General features: G+C 73.7%; 8 protein-coding genes. 6 read left to right on the forward strand and 2 right to left on the reverse strand.

Features of this window, described 5'->3' with window-relative positions; translation table 11 throughout:
* Positions 1 to 211: 211 nt before the first annotated feature.
* On the reverse strand, positions 212 to 1,306 hold the full coding sequence (locus NQU55_RS33325; RefSeq protein WP_372504863.1) for an ABC transporter permease: 1,095 nt from the start codon (positions 1,304 to 1,306) through the stop codon (positions 212 to 214).
* A 167-nt stretch (positions 1,307 to 1,473) separates the two neighbouring features.
* Here NQU55_RS33325 and NQU55_RS33330 point away from each other — a divergent pair, with 167 nt between their 5' ends.
* Positions 1,474 to 10,017, forward strand: a complete 8,544-nt coding sequence (locus NQU55_RS33330; protein ID WP_256791711.1) for a type I polyketide synthase — start codon at positions 1,474 to 1,476, stop codon at positions 10,015 to 10,017.
* A gap of 35 nt (positions 10,018 to 10,052) precedes the next feature.
* Here the strand turns inward: NQU55_RS33330 and NQU55_RS33335 are convergent, their stop codons facing one another.
* Positions 10,053 to 12,365, reverse strand: a complete 2,313-nt coding sequence (locus NQU55_RS33335) for an MMPL family transporter (protein WP_372504862.1) — start codon at positions 12,363 to 12,365, stop codon at positions 10,053 to 10,055.
* 69 nt (positions 12,366 to 12,434) lie between these two features.
* On the opposite strand from NQU55_RS33335, the gene NQU55_RS33340 reads away from it, so the two are divergent.
* The 5 genes from NQU55_RS33340 to NQU55_RS33360 all read left to right on the forward strand — a co-directional run bounded on the left by NQU55_RS33340 (position 12,435) and on the right by NQU55_RS33360 (position 17,077).
* The gene (locus NQU55_RS33340; RefSeq protein ID WP_168093986.1) at positions 12,435 to 13,259 is read left to right on the forward strand and encodes a serine/threonine protein kinase; all 825 of its coding nucleotides are present in this window, start codon (positions 12,435 to 12,437) and stop codon (positions 13,257 to 13,259) included.
* A 134-nt stretch (positions 13,260 to 13,393) separates the two neighbouring features.
* Positions 13,394 to 15,214, forward strand: a complete 1,821-nt coding sequence (locus tag NQU55_RS33345; RefSeq protein ID WP_256791712.1) for a sensor histidine kinase — start codon at positions 13,394 to 13,396, stop codon at positions 15,212 to 15,214.
* Positions 15,205 to 15,849 carry a LuxR C-terminal-related transcriptional regulator gene (locus NQU55_RS33350; protein WP_505017635.1) on the forward strand — a complete coding sequence of 215 codons (645 nt, stop codon included), beginning with the start codon at positions 15,205 to 15,207 and terminating at the stop codon, positions 15,847 to 15,849. The genes NQU55_RS33345 and NQU55_RS33350 overlap by 10 nt, the downstream gene beginning before the upstream one ends.
* Before the next feature lie 272 nt (positions 15,850 to 16,121).
* Entirely contained in the window at positions 16,122 to 16,595 is a 474-nt protein-coding gene (locus NQU55_RS33355; RefSeq protein ID WP_256791713.1) for a hypothetical protein, read from the forward strand.
* A 245-nt stretch (positions 16,596 to 16,840) separates the two neighbouring features.
* The gene (locus tag NQU55_RS33360; protein ID WP_168093983.1) at positions 16,841 to 17,077 is read left to right on the forward strand and encodes a hypothetical protein; all 237 of its coding nucleotides are present in this window, start codon (positions 16,841 to 16,843) and stop codon (positions 17,075 to 17,077) included.
* Positions 17,078 to 17,092 lie beyond the last annotated feature (15 nt).

Below are 17,092 nucleotides of genomic sequence, written 5' to 3' on the forward strand. Positions count from 1 at the left end.
ACCCCGAAAACCCCTGACAAGGACTGTGACCTACTACGCTCCTTCATTGCCGGCGCGCGATTATCGGCCCTTTCCCCGTATTCATCGGCAGCTGTTCACTATCGGGATTCGTAAGTGATCCGGGCCTCATGGGCGGCCTCACACGCCACCACCCCCGAAACAACAGAAAGCGAGCACGAATACGCACAGCGTCAACGGGAAGCGGGCCGTTTCAGCTCGTGGCTGCGGCTGCTCCCGTCGTCTCCCGTCCGCCGGGGTGGCGGTGCCGCCGGATCCAGAAGACCGTGCAGGAAAGGGCGGCCCAGACGATGAGCACGGCGAACGGGAAGAAGTGCTGGTGCTGCCGGAAGTAGACGGCCGTGTGCTGAGCGTTCACCGAGGCCCCCGGCGGCAGCCAGCGGCCGATCTCGCCGAGGAGCGAGGGCAGCAGGGGCCAGGAGACGGCGCCGCCGGAGGACGGGTTGCCCAGCAGGACCATCAGCCCCCAGGTGGGCAGCATGGCCCACCGTCCGATGAGCGCGTTGAACATCGTGAAGACCATCGCCGAGGTGAACATGGTCAGCGCCAGGATCAGCCAGGACTCCGCGAACGGCAGCCGCACCGCATCCAGCCCCCAGTCCACGATCGCGGCGATGGTGAAGCCGCCCAGCACGGAATAGGCGGCGGTGAAGGCGATGCGTTCGGCCGGGTTGAGCTCGCGGGCGTGGACGCTCAGCTGAATGGCCCCGACGAAGCCGACGATGACGGACGCCAGGGTGATGTAGAAGAGCGCGAGGCCGCGCGGGTCGCCCTTCTGGAGGGGGTTGACGTCCCGCACGACCACGGGGATGCCCGTCTCCTCCCCGACCCGGGGTGCGGTCTCGGTCAGCAGCTGGGCGACTGTGGCACCGGAGGCTCCGGAGACGTCCAGCTCGGCCGCGTGGTGGCGGTCCTGGAGGATGGCGTAGACCCGCTGGTCCTCGACCGCGTCCCGGGCCTCCTCGTAGGTGGCGAAGTGACGCAGCCGGAGCTCGGCTCCCAGCGCCCTTTCCATGCCCTGGACGAATTCGGCCCGTTTGATCTCGGACACGGGGACCCCGGTGACCGCGGTGGGAATGTTGTGCGGGGTCGGATTGGCCATGGCGTAGGTGTAGGAGCCCGCGAAGAGCCCGGCGGCCGCGGCCACGATGAGCACGAGCACGGTGGCGGGGAAGAACGGCGAATGACGGAACGCCGACCAGCGATGGCGGGCGCGATCCCGCCTGCCGGTGGGGTCGGCGGGGCGGGCGGGGCCCTGGGAAGTGCCGCCGCCGCTCTCTTCGCCCATAGGGTCGCGGCCCATGCGATCACGATATGCAGATCATCCGGACACGGCACGGCCCGTGGTCCGCCCGGGGGGTGAGGCCGATCACCCCGGAGTTCGGCCTCAGCACTCGGTACGGTGTGCGAGCGGGCGCGCTGTCCTTCGCCCCGTGGGGGCCGGAGGGGTGGGGGATGGCGGAGATCCAGGACGAGTTGATCCGTGCGCTGCCTGATGCGCTCAAGGCGCATGCTGCGCAGATGGCGGACAAGACCGCTTTCCAGGACGCACGGCGCAGCGTCACCTACGGGCAGGTGGAGGAACGGACCGCACGGTTGGCGGGTCACCTCGCGCGGTCGGGGGTGCGGCGGGGCGACCGGGTGGCCCTCCGGCTGAGCAGCCGCGTGGAGATGGTGGAGGGATTCCTCGCGGTCCTGCGGGCGGGCGCCGTAGGCGTTCTGCTCGATCCCGGGGCGGCGGACGCGGAGCTGGAGCACTTCCTCGACGACAGCGGGGCGGTCGCGGTGATCACCGAGCAGGGCGGAGCGTCCCCGATATCCGGACCGTCCCCGATACCCGGGCCGTCCCCGGTCGCCGATCCGAAGGCGCACGCCGAGCCGAAGACCTACGCCGGGCCGGAGGCGACCGCCCGACCACGCCCCCCGCGCATACGGATCGTGGTGACAGGCACGGACACCGTGCCGGACGGGGTCCTGCCCGCAGGCACGTACGCCTTCGAGCGACTGGCCACGACGGATCCTGGACGGGCACCCCGGGACGACCTCGGCCTGGACGAGCCCGCCTGGATCCTCTACACCTCGGGGACCACCGGGCGCAGCAAGGGCGTCGTCTCCAGCCAGCGCGCCGCCCTGTGGTCGGTGGCGGCGGCCTACGTCCCGCTGTGGGAGCTGGGGCGGGAGGACCGGCTGCTGTGGCCGCTGCCGATGTTCCACGCCTACGCGCACTCGCTGTGCCTGCTCGGGGTCCTCTCCGTGGGGGCGAGCGCCCTCCTCCTCGACCGGGGCACGAGCGTCGCGCAGGTGCTCGCCGAGCAGCCCTGCACGGTCGTGGCGGGAGTGCCGGCGACGTACCACCTGCTCACGGAGGCGCTGCGCAGCGCGCCGCGGCCGCGACAGCCGTCCGGTGTACGGCTGTGCGTCACCGCGGGCGCGCCCTGCCCCCCGGCGCTGCGGGCGGACGTCGAGGAGCTGCTGGGTGCCCCGTTGCTCGACGGCTACGGCAGCACCGAGACGTGCGGGAAGATCGCGGTCGAGAGGCCGGGCGACCCCCGGGACGACGGCCTGGGCGCCCTGCCCGTGCCCGGTGTCGACGTGCGGCTGACCGGTGCCGGCGGTGACCCCGACGGTGGTGAGGTGGTCGCCGACGGGCTGGAAGGGGAGATCTGGGTCCGGGGCCCGAACCTGATGCTCGGGTATCACAACCGCCCGGACGACACCGCACGGGCGTTCAGGGACGGCTGGTACCGCACCGGGGATCTGGGGCGCCGCGCGCACGGGGGCCGGCTGCTGGTCACCGGCCGGGTCAGGGAACTGATCATCCGTGGGGGCGAGAACGTCAACCCGGTCGAGGTCGAACACGTGCTGCTCGGCTGCCCCGGCGTCGCGGACGCGGCAGTCGTGGGCAGGCCGCACGACGTGCTGGGCGAGGTGCCGGTCGCCTTCGTGGTCCCCGGCCCGAACGGCGTCGACACCGATCAGGTCCGCGCCGTGTGCCGGGAGCGGCTGTCGGGCTTCAAAGTGCCCGATGACGTGTACGAGACCGGGTCCGTTCCCCGTACCCCCTCCGGCAAGACCGACCGCCCGGCGCTCGCCCGCCAGTTGACGGAACGGCTCGCGGCGGCGCGCGAGGACGTTGCGTCCGCCCTGCGCCGGCGGCTGCTCTCCCTGCCCGCGTCCGACCGCCGCGACACCCTGCTGCGCCTCGTGCTCGCCCGGGCGGCGGACGCCGGCGGCGTGCCGGAGCAGGAGATGGACCCGGGGCGTCCCTTCAGCGCGTCCGGCATCACCTCCCTCGGAGGCGTCCTGCTGCGCGACCGGCTCGGCGCGGACACGGGGCTGGAGCTGCCCGCGACCTTGGTGTTCGACCACCCGACGCCCGGCGCCGTGGCGGATTTCCTGCACTCCGTACTGCTCGACGGCCGTGCCCCGGCGGCATCCCGTACGCCCGGCGGAAAGACGCGCAGGGCGGCCGAGGATCCGGTGGCCATCGTCTCCATGGCATGCCGGTTTCCGGGATCCCGCGACGACGTGGCATCCCCGGAGGAGCTGTGGCAGTTGCTCGTGGACGGGGCCGACGCGACCTCGGACCTCCCCGGCGACCGCGGCTGGGACCCGGCGAACCTCTTCGACCCCGATCCGGACCGGCTCGGCACGTCCGTCACCCGCCGCGGCGGATTTCTGCGCCGGGCGGCCGACTTCGACGCCGCCTTCTTCGGAATGTCCCCGAGGGAGGCGACAGCCACCGATCCGCAGCAGCGGCTGCTGCTGGAGACCGCCTGGGAGCTCTGTGAGCGGGCGGGCATCGACCCTGCCGATCTGCGCGGCAGTGACACCGGCGTCTTCGTCGGCGTGATGCACGACGACTACGCAGGCCGTCTCCTGCACCGCGGGCCGCACGCGCTTGAGGCGCACCTGGCGCTGGGGTCGACCGGCAGCGTGGCGTCGGGCCGCATCGCGTACGCCCTGGGGCTGCACGGGCCCGCCGTCACGGTCGACACCGCCTGTTCGTCATCCCTGGTGGCGATGCACTGGGCGGCGCAGGCGCTGCGGTCGGGCGAGTGCTCGCTGGCGGTGGCCGGCGGCGTCACGGTGATGGCCACTCCGGCGCCCTTCGTTGCGTTCAGCAGGCTGCGCGGCCTGGCGCCGGACGGCCGGTGCAAACCGTTCTCGGCCGCGGCCGACGGCACCGGCTGGGCGGAGGGCGCCGGAGTGGTGCTGCTGGAGCGCCTCTCCGACGCCCGGCGCAACGGCCATCCGGTCCTGGCCCTGCTGCGTGGCTCGGCCGTCGGCTCCGACGGCGCCTCCAACGGTCTCACCGCGCCCAGCGGCCCGGCCCAGCAGCAGGTGATCCGTCAGGCGCTGGCCGACGCCGGGCTGACCCCGGCCGACATCGACACCGTCGAGACGCACGGCACCGGTACCGCGCTCGGCGACCCCGTCGAGGCCCGGGCGCTGCTGGCCGCGTACGGGCAGGAGCGGCCTCCCGGCCGCCCGCTGTGGCTCGGCGCGCTGAAGTCCAACATCGGGCACACCCAGGCCGCGGCCGGTGTCGGCGGGGTCATCAAGACCGTCCTTGCGATGCGTCATGGACGCCTGCCGCGCATCCTGCACTGCGAAGAGCCGTCCCCTCGCGTGGACTGGTCGTCAGGCACCGTACGGGTGCTGACACGGGACGAGGAGTGGCATCCGGCGCCCGGCAGTCCGCGCCGGGCGGGGGTGTCCGCGTTCGGCATCGGCGGGACCAACGCCCACGTCATCCTCGAAGAGGCCTCCCGGAGCGCCGCCGGGCAGGAAGGGCCGGAAGCCGGAACGAGCGACGGAACGCGAGACGGAACGCGAGCGGGAACGGAAGGCCACGCAGCCGGCACCGCCCCCGGACGCCCGAGGCTGATGCCGCCCCTGCTGCTCTCCGGCGCGGACCCGCAAGCTCTGCGCGCACAGGCCGCGCAGGTGGCGGCCATGCTGCGGAAGCAACCCCGGTCGGCCCTGCTGGACGTCGCGTTCTCCCTTGCCACGACCCGCACCCCGCTCACCCACCGGGCGGCGGTGACCGGAGCGGACCGCGAGGCAGTGCTGAGCGCTCTGGACGCGCAGTCGGCAGCTGGCACCGGCACCGGCACCGGCACCGGCACCGAGGCGAGGCTTGCCGCCCCCGCGGGGCGACTGGCCCTGCTGTTCTCCGGCCAGGGCGCGCAGCGGCCGGGTATGGGCCGGGAACTGCACGGCGCCTTCCCCGTGTTCGCCGCTGCCTTCGACGCCTTGTGCGACCGGTTCGACGCCGAAGGCCTGGAGCGGCCCCTGCGCTCCGTGCTGTGGGCGGAGGAGGGCACCGCTGACGCCGCTCTGCTGGACCGGACCGACTTCGCGCAGATCGGGCTGTTCGTCTTCGAGGTGGCGCTCTTCCGGCTGCTGGAGTCCTGGGGCGTACGGCCGGACGTCCTCTCCGGGCACTCCCTCGGGGAGCTTGCGGCGGCTCACGTCGCAGGGGTCCTGTCGGAGCCGGACGCCGTGGAACTGGTCGCGGCCCGGGGCCGGCTGATGCGGCAGCTGCCCGGCAACGGCGCCATGGTGGCCCTGGAAGCCTCCGAACACGAGGCCGAGGAGGAGCTGACGGACCGCGTGGCGGTCGCCGCGGTGAACGGCCCCCGCTCGGTCGTCCTCTCCGGCGAGGAGGACGCCGTGCTCGCCGTCGCGGCCCGTTTCGCCGCGCGGGGGCGCCGCACGACGCGGCTGCGGGCAGGCCACGCCTTCCACTCGCCCCTGATGCAGCCGATGCTGGATGCGTTCGGGCTCGTGGCGGCCCAGCTGACGTATCACGCGCCGCGGATACCGGTGGTGTCGACGCTGACGGGGCGCCCTGCCGCCGGGGACGACTTGCGCTCGGCCGCGTACTGGGTGCGCCACGCCCGCGAAACCGTGCGCTTCGGGGACGCCGTGCACCGGCTCGCCCACGGCGAACGGGTGACGGCCTTCGCCGAAATCGGGCCCGGTGCACAGCTGACCGCTGCCGCCATGGCCGGACTTGCCGCGGACAGCGAGGAACCGGCCGGCGGGCGAGCCCAAAAACGGGCCGAGAAGCAGGCCGAGGGGCCGGTGTTCATCACCACCGCACGGGACGGCGCCCGGGAGGCGGAGGCGGTCCTCGCCGCGCTCGGCCGGTTGCACGTGCACGGTCTGCCCGTGGACTGGCACCGGGTGTACGCGGGCAGCGGCGCCCGGCGGGTGGACCTGCCGACGTACCCCTTCCAGCGGCGGCGCTACTGGCTGGACGCCCCGGCCGCCGCCTCCCCCGTCCCGGATCCGGCGGATCGCGACAACCACCCGCTGCTGCCCCGGATGACCACCGTCCCGGGCACGGAGCGGCTCCTCTGCACCGGCGACCTCTCCACCGCGGCCCACCCGTGGCTGCGCGACCACGTCGTCGCCGGGCACGTTCTCGTACCCGCGGCCGCGTTCGCCGAGGTGGTGCTCCACGCGGGCGACGCCTGCGGTCTGGACACCGTCGAAGACTTCGCACTGACGGCCCCGCTGGCCCTGCCCGGCTCCGGCGACCGCGTCCAGGTACAGGTACAGGTGGTTCTGGGCGAGCCGGACGGCTCCGGGCGGCGTACCGCCGACGTCTACTCCCGCCCGCAGGACTCAGGGCCCCTGGGCGCCTGGACTCACCATGCGACCGGGCGGCTCGGCCCGGCCGCCGAGGACGGTGGCGAGCGTCGCGACCAAGCCTCCGCATGGCCGCCCCCGGGCGCCGTGCCGGTGGACCTGACCGGTGCCTACGAGCGCCTGTCCGGCACCGGGCACGCGTACGGCCCCGCGTTCCAGGGCGTCACAGCTGCCTGGCAGGGGCCGGGCAAGGAGGTGTACGCCGAGGTGCGGCTGCCCGAAGCGGCGGGCGCCGACGCACGCCGTTACGGCATCCACCCCGCCCTGCTCGACGCCTCGCTGCACGCGGCGCTCCTCGCCGCGCCGTCCGCCGGTCCCGCCCGGTTGCCCTTCGCCTGGCGCGGCCTGACCGTACACGCCGTCGGGGCCACGGCCCTGCGCGTGCGCCTACGGCCCACCGGTACGGACACGGTCGCCGTGGACCTGGCCGACCCCACCGGGAAGCCCGTGGCCCGGGTGGAGTCCCTGACCACCCGCCCGCTGCCGGAGTCCACCCGTGCCGCGGCGGCCGCAGGAGTGAACGGTGGCGGAGGGTTGTACAGGCTGCGGTGGTCCGTCGTTCCGGCCGACGGCGAGGGAATCTCCTTGTCGATGGCGGCACCGGACGACCTGGGCCTGCGTTCCGCGCTGCCTGCCACGCCCGCCATGCCTGCCACGCCTGACGCGTTCACCGGGAGGGAGAACGGAGCCGTAGTGGTCTCGCTCGCTCCGTCGCCGGAGGGCGATCCCCCGGCCACGGACCCCGCCACGAACCCCGCCACGGACCCCGCCCGGGACCCCGCCGCGGAGACGCACCGTCTGACAGCCCGCGCCCTGAACCTGTTGCAGACGCACCTGTCCGCTCCGGCGGCACCCGGAGCACGCCTGGTGGTGGTGACCCGTGGCGCCGCCTCCCCCGTGCCGGACCTGCCGGCCGCCGCCGTCTGGGGCCTGGTGCGTTCCGCGCAGGCGGAGTATCCCGGGCGCCTGACGGTCGTCGACACCGACGGGACGCCCGAGTCGCTGCGCATGCTGCCCGCCGCCGTCGCCACCGGCGAGCCCCAGCTCTCCCTCGTCGACGGCGTGGTCCGCGTCCCACGCCTGACAGACGCTGACGTCCTCTCCCCCTCAGGTGCTCCTTCCAGCTCCCCCTCCGGTGCTCCCTCCAGCTCCCCCTCCGATTCCTCCTCCGGCTCCTCCCTCGAATCGCCTGCGGCCGACGGGTTCGCAGGCGAACACGGCGGCACTGTCCTGCTCACCGGCGGCACCGGAGCCCTCGGCGGTCTGCTGGCACGGCACCTGGTCGTCCGGCACGGTGTCCGGCACCTGGTGCTCGTCAGCCGCCGGGGCCCCCAGTCGGCCGGGGCTCGGCAGTTGCAGACCGCGCTGGAGGAGGCGGGCGCCCGCGTGGACGTGATCGCGTGCGACGTGGCGGACCGTGCCCGGCTGGCGGCCGTCGTCGAGAAGTACGCGCACCGGCTGAGCGGCGTCGTGCACGCGGCCGGAGCGCTGGACGACGGCGTGCTGGAGGCACTGACGCCCGCGCGGCTGGCGGCGGTGCTGCGGCCGAAGGCGGACGCCGCCTGGCACCTGCACGAGCTGACGCGACGTCTGTCCTTGTCTCACTTCGTCCTGTTCTCCTCGGCGGCCGGGCTGCTGGGCAATCCCGGTCAGGCCAACTACGCGGCCGCCAACGCCTTCCTGGACGCGCTCGCCCACCACCGCACCGCCCTCGGCCTGCCCGCGCTCTCCCTCGTGTGGGGTCCGTGGGCGGGCGGGGAGGGGATGGCGGCGCGCACGGAGGGTGCCGAGCGGGCCATGGGCGGCGTGCTGCGCGCGGTCTCTCCCGAGCAGGGGCTGGCCCTGTTCGACGCCGCGCTGGGCAGGGGCGAGCCTGTGCTCGCTCCGCTGCTGCCGGACCGTTCCCGTCCCACGGGTCCCGCCGTGTCGCCCCTCCCGCCTCCCCTACGCGGGCTGGTGCGCCCTGCCCGCCCGGCTCGTCCGGCCCACCCGGCCGCCGGGTCCGGGGACGGCGCGGAAGGCACCGGCTCCGCGGTGGGAGCGGCCACCGGACCCGATGACGCGGCCGGTTCCTGGCGGGTACGGCTCGCGGCACTGCCGGAAGCCGAGCGGGCGCCCGCGCTGCTGGAGCTCGTCCGTGCGGAGGTCGCCGCGGTGCTCGGCCACCCGGACGCAGCGGACGTTGCGCCCGGACGCCCGTTCACCGAGCTGGGCTTCGACTCCCTGACGGGGGTGCTGCTGCGCAACCGCCTCGGCATGCTCACCGGCCTGCCGCTGCCCGCCACCGTCACGTTCGACCGGCCCAGCGTCACGGAGCTGGCCGGTCATCTGTACACAGAACTCGACGGTCATCTTTACAAGAGGCCGGGCGACACCACGGCACCTCCACCCGAAGCTGCCGTCCCCACCGTCGCCGCCGTTGCCGCCATCGGCACCACGGGGCCCGCCCCGAGCGGAACGGCACGGCCGCCGCAGACCCTCGCCTCCCTCTACCGGCGGGTGTGCGGAACGGGCGACGTCGTCTCGGCGATGCACCTGCTGGTGACCGCCTCGCTCGCCCTGCCCTCCTTCGGCCCCGACGAAGCCTCCCGGCACGAGCTCGCCCCGGTCACCCTGGCCGAAGGCACCGGCGGTCCCGCACTCGTGTGCTTCCCCGGCTTCTCCCCCCACCTCGGGAGGCCTTGGTACGCCGCGCTGGCCGCCTCCTTCGCCGGCGAGCGGGACGTCCTTGAGATCCGTCACCCGGGCACCGCCCACGGCGAGGCCGTCCCGCGCGACTGGCAGACCCTGGTGGACCTGCATGCCGCAACCGTGCGCAAGCACCTGGGCGACCGCCCGTACGCCGTCCTCGGCTACTCGATGGGCGGCTACCCGGCCCATGCGGTCGCCGCGCGGCTCACGGCGACGGGCACGCCGCCGGTCGGCCTCGTCATCGCCGACACCTACCACGTCACCCCGGACCGCGAGGAGGAGCCGTGGCTGCTCGCCATGCCCGCCCGTCTCCCCCTCCAGCTGGGCGAGCGGTTCGACACCGCCGTGGACGACATGTCGATCGCCGCCCTGGGCGCCTACACCCGTATGGCCCGCGGCTGGCGACCCGAACCGACGGACGTACCCACGCTGCTGATCCGCGCCACGCAGCCGCTCCCACCGGTGCATCCGGACGTCGCGAGCGGGACGCGGGGCGGCGGCCCCGGGAAGCTGTCCTGGCCGGCGCCGCACACCGCCGTGGAGGTCCCCGGCGACCACTGGACCCTCTTCGAGGAACACGTCCGCACGACGGCCGACGCGATCCGGTCCTGGCTCGGCAGCGCCCCGGGCCCCGCCATGGGATGACGCCGGGCCCCTACAAGGGGCGAGGCCGGGAGCCGTCACGGCGCGCCGCTGCGGCGCCCGGAATCCGGCGTGTCCTCGCCTTCGACGTCCAGGTGGGGCAGGATCCGGTCGAGCCATCGTGGTGTCCACCAGGCGCGGTGACCGAGGAGGGTCATCACGGCGGGTACGAGGAGGAGCCGGACGACGGTGGCATCGATGAGGACGCTCACGGCCAGGCCCAGGCCGAGCATCTTGACCACGATGTTGTTGCTGGCGATGAAGGCGGCGAAGACGCTGACCATGATGAGGGCGGCGCAGGTGATGACCCGGGCGGTGATCTCGAGCGCGTGCGCGACGCTGCCCTTCGCGTCGGCCGTGCGCAGCCACGCCTCGTGGACGCGGGAGAGCAGGAAGATCTCGTAGTCCATGCTCAGTCCGAAGACGATGGCGAACATCATCATCGGCACGTAGCTCTCGATGGGCACGGTGCCCGACACGCCCAGGGCCGGGCCGCCCCAGCCCCATTGGAAGACGGCGACGACCACGCCGTAGGAGGCGGTGATGGACAGGACGTTGAGGGCGGCCGCCTTGAGGGCCACCAGGATGCCGCGGAAGACGATGAGGATGATGAGGAAGGCCAGGGCGACGACGGTGGCGATGATCAGCGGCAGCCGGGCGGACAGGATGTCGAGGAAGTCGACCTGGGCGGCGGTCGTGCCGGTCACGTAGCCGTGCGCGGCGGTGCCGGACACGGCTTCGGGCAGTGTCTCGTCCTTGAGGCGGTTCACGAGGCCGGTCGTCGAGGCGTCCTGCGGCGCGGTGGCGGAGAAGGCGGTGGCGACGAGCACGTCGCCGTCGGGCGTCGGCTTGAGCGGGGTGACGGTGGCCGCGCCGGGGACGTTCGTCAGGGCCTTCGCGGCGTTGCTCGCCAGGGCGGGCCGGTCGGCGGCCGGTACGCCGCTCTGGTCGATGACGAGGGTCAGCGGGCCGTTGGCGCCGGGGCCGAAGGCCTCGGCCGTCAGGTCGTAGGCGCGCCGGTCGGTGAAGCTCGTGGGGTCGGCACCGTCGCCGATGTGGCCGAGCTGGATGGAGAACACGGGGATGGCGAGGACCGCGACGGTGACGACGCCGGCGGCCAGGAACCACCAGGGCCGGCGCTCGACGCGCTGTGCGTAGCGGTGCCAGGTGCCGTGCGCTTCCTGGGCGCCGTCCGTCCCTTCGCCGGTGGTGCCTTCCGCGACGGGGGTGCGTACGCGCAGTTTGTCGATGCGCGAGCCGATCAGGCCGAGCAGGGCGGGGACGAGGGTGAGCGCCCCCACGACGGCGGACACCACCGTCACGGCGGCCGCCGCGCCCAGTTTGCCCATGAACGACACGCCCGAGACGGTCAGGCCGCCCAGCGCGATGATGACGGTGCATCCGGAGACCAGGACGGCACGGCCGCTGGTGGCCACCGCTCGGGCCGCGCCTGCGGCCGGGTCCATGCCGTCCATGAGGTGCTGGCGGTGGCGGGTGATCAGGAAGAGGGCGTAGTCGATGCCCACGCCCAGACCGATCATCGTGGCGAGCGTCGGGGAGACCGTGGCGAAGGTGAAGGCCGCGGCCAGCAGGGACAGCACGCCCAGGCCGATGACGACGCCGGCGAGCGCGGTCACCAGCGGCACGCCCGCGGCGATGACGCTGCCGAAGCCGACCAGCAGGACCACGATCGCCACGCCGAAGCCGATGAGCTCGCTGCTCCTGTCGTCGGGCTCGGGCCGGGCGAGCTCGCCGAGCGGCCCGCCGTACTCCACCTGCACCCCGGCCGTGCGCAGCGGTTTCACGGCGTCGTCGACGCCGTCCAGGTACGGGGCTCCGAGGGTGGCGGGCGGCGAGTCGAACCGTACGGTGATGTAGGCGGTCTTGCCGTCGTCGGACAGCGGTCCGGTGTTGGGGGTGCCGGGCGGTCGCGCGGGGGGTGTGCCGGGTGGCGGCAGGGGGTTCTGCACGGACAGTACGTGCGGGAGTTTCCGCAGCTCGGCGACCGTCTGGTTGATCTGGCCGCTGAAGGCCGTCAAAGGCTTCGCGGCGTCGTGGAGGACCACTTGCCCGCTGTAGCCGCCCGCGGCCGGGTCGTGGGCCTTCAGGACGTCGAGGCCGTCCTGGGACTGGGCCGAGGGCAGCGCGAAGTCGTCGGAGTACTCCCCGCCGAAGGACCGCTCCAGCACCTGCACGCCGCCGATCGCGGCGAGCCACAGGACGATGACGACGACGAAGTGCCGCGCACACCAGTGCCCGAGCCGCCCCAGCAGTCCGCGCGGGGGCGGCGGCTGCGGGCGTTTCGTCGCGGCGCCGTCGTTCGGGGCGGCCGGGGGCTGGCGCGGGGACACACCTGCCATGGGAAGCCAGGCGGCCGGATTCGGCACGTTCTCGCAGAAGAACGGGTGAACGATGGCCTCATGGCCCTTCACGCGTTACTGGACGTCACTGAACTCTCCTCCGTAGAGGCGTATCTCGAGCGAGCGGGGACGGTTTTCACCGCCTTCCGGGATCAGGACTCGGGATGCGTGTCCTACGGCGTCCGGCTCCCCGGCGGGGAACGGTGGTTCGTCAAGGAAGGCACCACGGACGGCGCGCGGCTCTCGCTCCTCCGGGCGTGGGCCTTTCACCGGGCCGTGCAGCATCCGGTGATCGTCCCGCAGGTGCACCGGATCGCCGTGCGCAGCAACTGGGCGGTGGTCATGCCGTGGCACGAGGGCGAGGTCCTCTACCACCCCACTGCCGGCGGCACCGCGGACCGCACCGCCCCGGGCAGCGCCATGGCGCGCTTCCGCGCGCTGCCGCTCCCTCTGGCCACGCGCGCATGGGAACGGGTTCTGAGTGCGCACCTCGCTGTGGAGGCAGCCGGTTACGTGGCCGTCGACTTCTACGACGGCGCGCTGCTGTACGACTTCACCGGCGGCATCATGCGCCTGGTCGACCTGGACGAGTACCGCCCGGGCCCGTTCGTCCTGGAGGAGGACCGGCTGCCGGGGTCGCGGCGGTTCATGGCGCCGGAGGAGTACGAGCGCGGTGCCACCATCGACGTCCGCACGACCGTCTTCACGCTCGGTCGCGCCGCCCGGCTGCTGCTCGACGCAGGGGACGACGAAGGCGCCTGGCGCGGTAGCCCGGCTCGGCTCCGTGTGCTGCACCGCGCCACCCGGGCCGACCCCGGGCAGCGTTTCGCGTCGGTAGGCCGGTTCGCCGCGGCGTGGCATGCCGCCGGACGGTGCCGGTCATGAGCCCCACGGCGTACGCACCGGGCATCCGCCTCGTCCGAGATCCTGAACGACCCCTCCGCAAAAGAGCGTTCGGGTGCCGGACACGCGCTCGCGGTTGCGTTGACCGGCGGGGGGCCTGCCCTATGGTGGTGCCCGTGGGTGGGGTTCTGGGCAGAGCCGGCTCCTGTGGGAGCGGGAGTGCGGGGGTCGGACTCGGCGGCAGGCCCGGGCGGGCGGTCGCGGGTGCGGCGGCCCTGGCCGTTGCGGCGGGCTGTACGGGCTCCTGGGCCTACGGGCGCGCGGGCGGCACGCAGGAGGACATCCTCCGCGATCTGGCGGTGGGCTGGACGTTCGCCGGGGCCGGGCTGATCGCCTGGTGGCGGCGCCCGGCCAACCGCACGGGGCGGCTGATGGTGGCCGAGGGCGTGACGTGGTTCCTGGGCAACCTGCAAGGCACCACCGTGCCGGCGCTGTTCGCGCTCGGCGCCTGGTGGGAGGCGCTGAACCTGGCCGTGCTGGCCCATCTGCTGCTGGTCTTCCCCGACGGCCGCCTCACCACCGTCTTCGCCCGGCGCGTGGTCGCCTGCGCCTATCTGCTCGTCGCGGTGGGCGGGCTGCTGCGCGTCCTCGCCTACGACCCGTCGGCCGAGAGCGAAGCGACCTACCTCAGCTGCCTCGACTGCGGCCCCAACGGCCTGCTGTTCCGGCCCGGCCGGGATCTGTTCCCGGGCATCGACCTCGGCTACCGGTGGACGGGTGCGTTCCTGACCGTGGTGGTCGTCGTCGCGCTGGTGCGCAACTGGCGGGCGAGCAGCCTCGCGAGGCGCCGGGCCCTGCTGCCGGCGTGGATCGCGATCCTGGTCGCCCTGGCGCTGGTGGGCTGGGAGGTGTTGCACGTGGCCGCTCCCGGGCTGCTGGGGCCCACCGCGTCGACGCCGACGCTGCTGTCGGACCTGAGCGAGATGGCCGTCCCGGTGACGTTCCTGGTGGGGCTGCTGCGGATGCGGCTTCGACGGGCCGCTGTGGGCAGTGTGGTGATCGAGGTGGGCGCCGATCCGACGCCCCGGCGGTTGCAGGACGTCCTGGCGCACCTGCTCGGCGATCCCTCGCTGCGGCTGGGCCTGTGGTCGGAGGCGGCCGGCGGCTACCTCGACCCGGCCGGCCGGGCGTTGCGCGGCCCGTACCCGGGATCGGGCAAGAGCGTCACCGCGCTGGACGACCGGGAGAGACCCTCTGCGGTGCTGGTGCACGACGCGGCCCTGGGCGAGGACCCTCAACTGCTGGCCGCGGTGGGCGCGTCGGTCCGGCTGTGCCTGGAGAACGTCCGGCTGCGGTCGCAGGCCGCGGCCCGCGGACAGGAGTCGCGCGCGGTCGGCTCCCGCATCCTGGAAGCGGCGGACCGGGAACGCCGGCGCCTGGAGCGGGACTTGCACGACGGCGCACAGACCCGGCTGGTCTTCGCCCTGATGTCGCTGCGACGCCTGGACGCCCGCCTCGCGGACGCCGGGGACGGCGGGCTCAGGCACACGGTCGCCGAGACCGACCGCACGCTGCGGATGGCGCTGGAGGACCTGCGGGGCATCGCCCGCGGCATCCACCCGGCCGTGCTGACCCGGGAGGGGCTGGGCCCGGCGGTGACCGCGCTCGCGGAACAGGCGCAGGTGCCGGTGGTGGTCTCGGTGGAGGACCGGCGCTACCCGCCGCTGGTGGAGTCGACGGCGTATTTCGCGGTGTGCGAGGCGCTGTCGAACGCGGCGAAGTACGCGCAGGCGCGGGCGGTCAGCGTGTCGGCGCGGCAGTGCGAGGGAGTGCTGGTGGTGGAGGCGGCCGACGACGGGGTGGGCGGGGCGGATCCCGCGCGCGGCTCGGGGCTGCAAGGGCTGGCGGACCGGCTGGCCGCGGTCGGCGGCGCCCTGCGGGTGCACAGCCCCCCGGGCGGCGGGACCCGGGTGCGGGTGGAGCTGCCGTGCGCGTGACGGTGACCGAGGACTCCGTCCTGCTGCGCGAGGGGCTGGTGCGGCTGCTGACCGAGGCGGGGGTGCAGGTGGTCGGGCAGACCGGGGACGCCGAGGACCTGCTGCGGCTGGTGGAGAAGGTAAGGCCGGACGTGGCGCTGCTCGACATCCGCCTGCCGCCGACCCACACCGACGAGGGCGTACGGGCGGCGTGCGCGATCCGCGGGCGCTGCCCGGAGGTCGGGGTGCTGCTGCTGTCGCAGTACGTGGAGGCCGGCAGCGCGGTGCAGGTGATGGCGCGCCGCGCACGAGGGTTCGGGTATCTGCTGAAGGACCGGGTCGCGGACGTCGAGGAGCTGACCGGTGCCATCAAGCGGGTGGGGGCGGGCGAGTCGGTGATCGACCCGATGGTGGTGTCCCGGCTGCTGCACCGCCGGCGGGCGGGCAGCGCGCTGGAGGAGCTGACGCCCCGGGAGCGGGACGTGCTGGCGCTGATGGCCGAGGGGCGTTCCAACGAGGCGATCGCCGAGCAGCTGGTGGTGGGCGGCAAGACCGTCGAGACACACGTGCGCAACATCTTCGCCAAGCTCGGCCTGGAGCCGAGCCTGACCGACCACCGGCGCGTGCTGGCCGTCCTGTCGTACCTGCGCGGGTGAGGCGCGCTCCGCCGCGCAACGAGCAGGGGCCGGCAGGCGGTTCCCCGCCCCGCCGGCCGCGGGTCCGTAGGGGCCGGGCGGGCATTTCAGGGCTGGCCCTGATGTGTGCACGGCGGTCCGGGCCTTGAATGGTGAGCACCGAAAGGGGAGCGCGGGAACGGGCCGAAGGGTTCGGAAGCCGGCGCAGAACAGCCGGTTTCAGCCGCGGACTTGAGGCCCGAGGTACCGCACTCCCCAACTCCTACGGAGAGCACGTTCAACGGGAGGAAGCCATGAAGGCAGGCAAGAGCCTTGCGGTCGCAACGGCAACGGTGGCCCTCGGGGCGGGGCTGGCGGTGACCGCCCCCTCGGCCCAGGCGGAGCCGGCCGCGCGGAGCGTCGTCACGCAGACCGCCGACCTCGACACCAGTGTCGGCCACGGCGTCCAGGCGAGCTGGAAGCGGATCTGGGGCCCGTACAGCCACTCCCCCACCAAGTACTGGGCGACCGGCGACTTCGTGCCGCGCAGCAACGCGCTCGGCGCGCACGCCCGCTGTTGGAACGGCGGCGACGGCACCAAGCTCAAGATCGACATCGTGCGCAGCAGTGACAAGAAGGTCATCGCCAAGGGCGGCTGGGGCTACTGCACGGGCGACTGGATGAACGTGGACACCTTCCGCGCCTCGCCCAACCAGAAGCACTACATGCGGATCTCCCTGAGCGGTAAGCCGCACACGATCGAGGCCCGCGCCTACCACAAGGTCTGAGGCGCGGCCGTCAGAGCCGCCGGGCCGTCCGACGGGGGATGCAGGACGGGCGGCCCGGCCCGACCGGGGCCTCCTTGAGGCCCAGGGCCCGGGGCCCATGATCAGGCCTCGGGCTCGGGCTCGGGCCTCAGGGTGAATGGCGGCGGAGAAGCGTTTCCCTCGGCCGGTGCTCTCGTTGGTTGATGACAAGTGCCTCTGGCACGGAATCAGCAGGAGAGCGAGAAGCGGAGGACGTTGTGCGTCGGATGAAATTCGTGCTGGCCGCGGCCGTCATGGCCGGCGCATGGGCGGCCGCACCGGCGGCGGCCGCCCGCACCGCACCACCGCCGCCCTCCGCCGTGCACGCGGTCTCCGCCAAGCCGCCGTTCTCGTACGAGGACTGCATCAAGGCGGCCAAGCAGCGCGGGGAGAGCGCGCGTCACAGCAAGTGGCACTGCGACCAGCTGGTCAAGAAGGGCTGGGTCAGGCACCCGAAGCGCTGACCCCGCCCACCGCGG

The sequence above is a fragment of the Streptomyces telluris genome, assembly GCF_024519335.1.
GTDB classification, from domain to species: Bacteria; Actinomycetota; Actinomycetes; order Streptomycetales; family Streptomycetaceae; genus Streptomyces; species Streptomyces telluris.

Bases quoted from the DNA above. Each gene is read 5' to 3' on its own strand.
- NQU55_RS33325 (WP_372504863.1), bottom strand. From the start codon at position 1,306: ATGGGCGAAGAGAGCGGCGGCGGCACTTCCCAGGGCCCCGCCCGCCCC.
- NQU55_RS33330 (WP_256791711.1), top strand. From the start codon at position 1,474: ATGGCGGAGATCCAGGACGAGTTGATCCGTGCGCTGCCTGATGCGCTC.
- NQU55_RS33340 (WP_168093986.1), top strand. From the start codon at position 12,435: ATGGCCCTTCACGCGTTACTGGACGTCACTGAACTCTCCTCCGTAGAG.
- NQU55_RS33355 (WP_256791713.1), top strand. From the start codon at position 16,122: ATGAAGGCAGGCAAGAGCCTTGCGGTCGCAACGGCAACGGTGGCCCTC.
- NQU55_RS33360 (WP_168093983.1), top strand. From the start codon at position 16,841: ATGAAATTCGTGCTGGCCGCGGCCGTCATGGCCGGCGCATGGGCGGCC.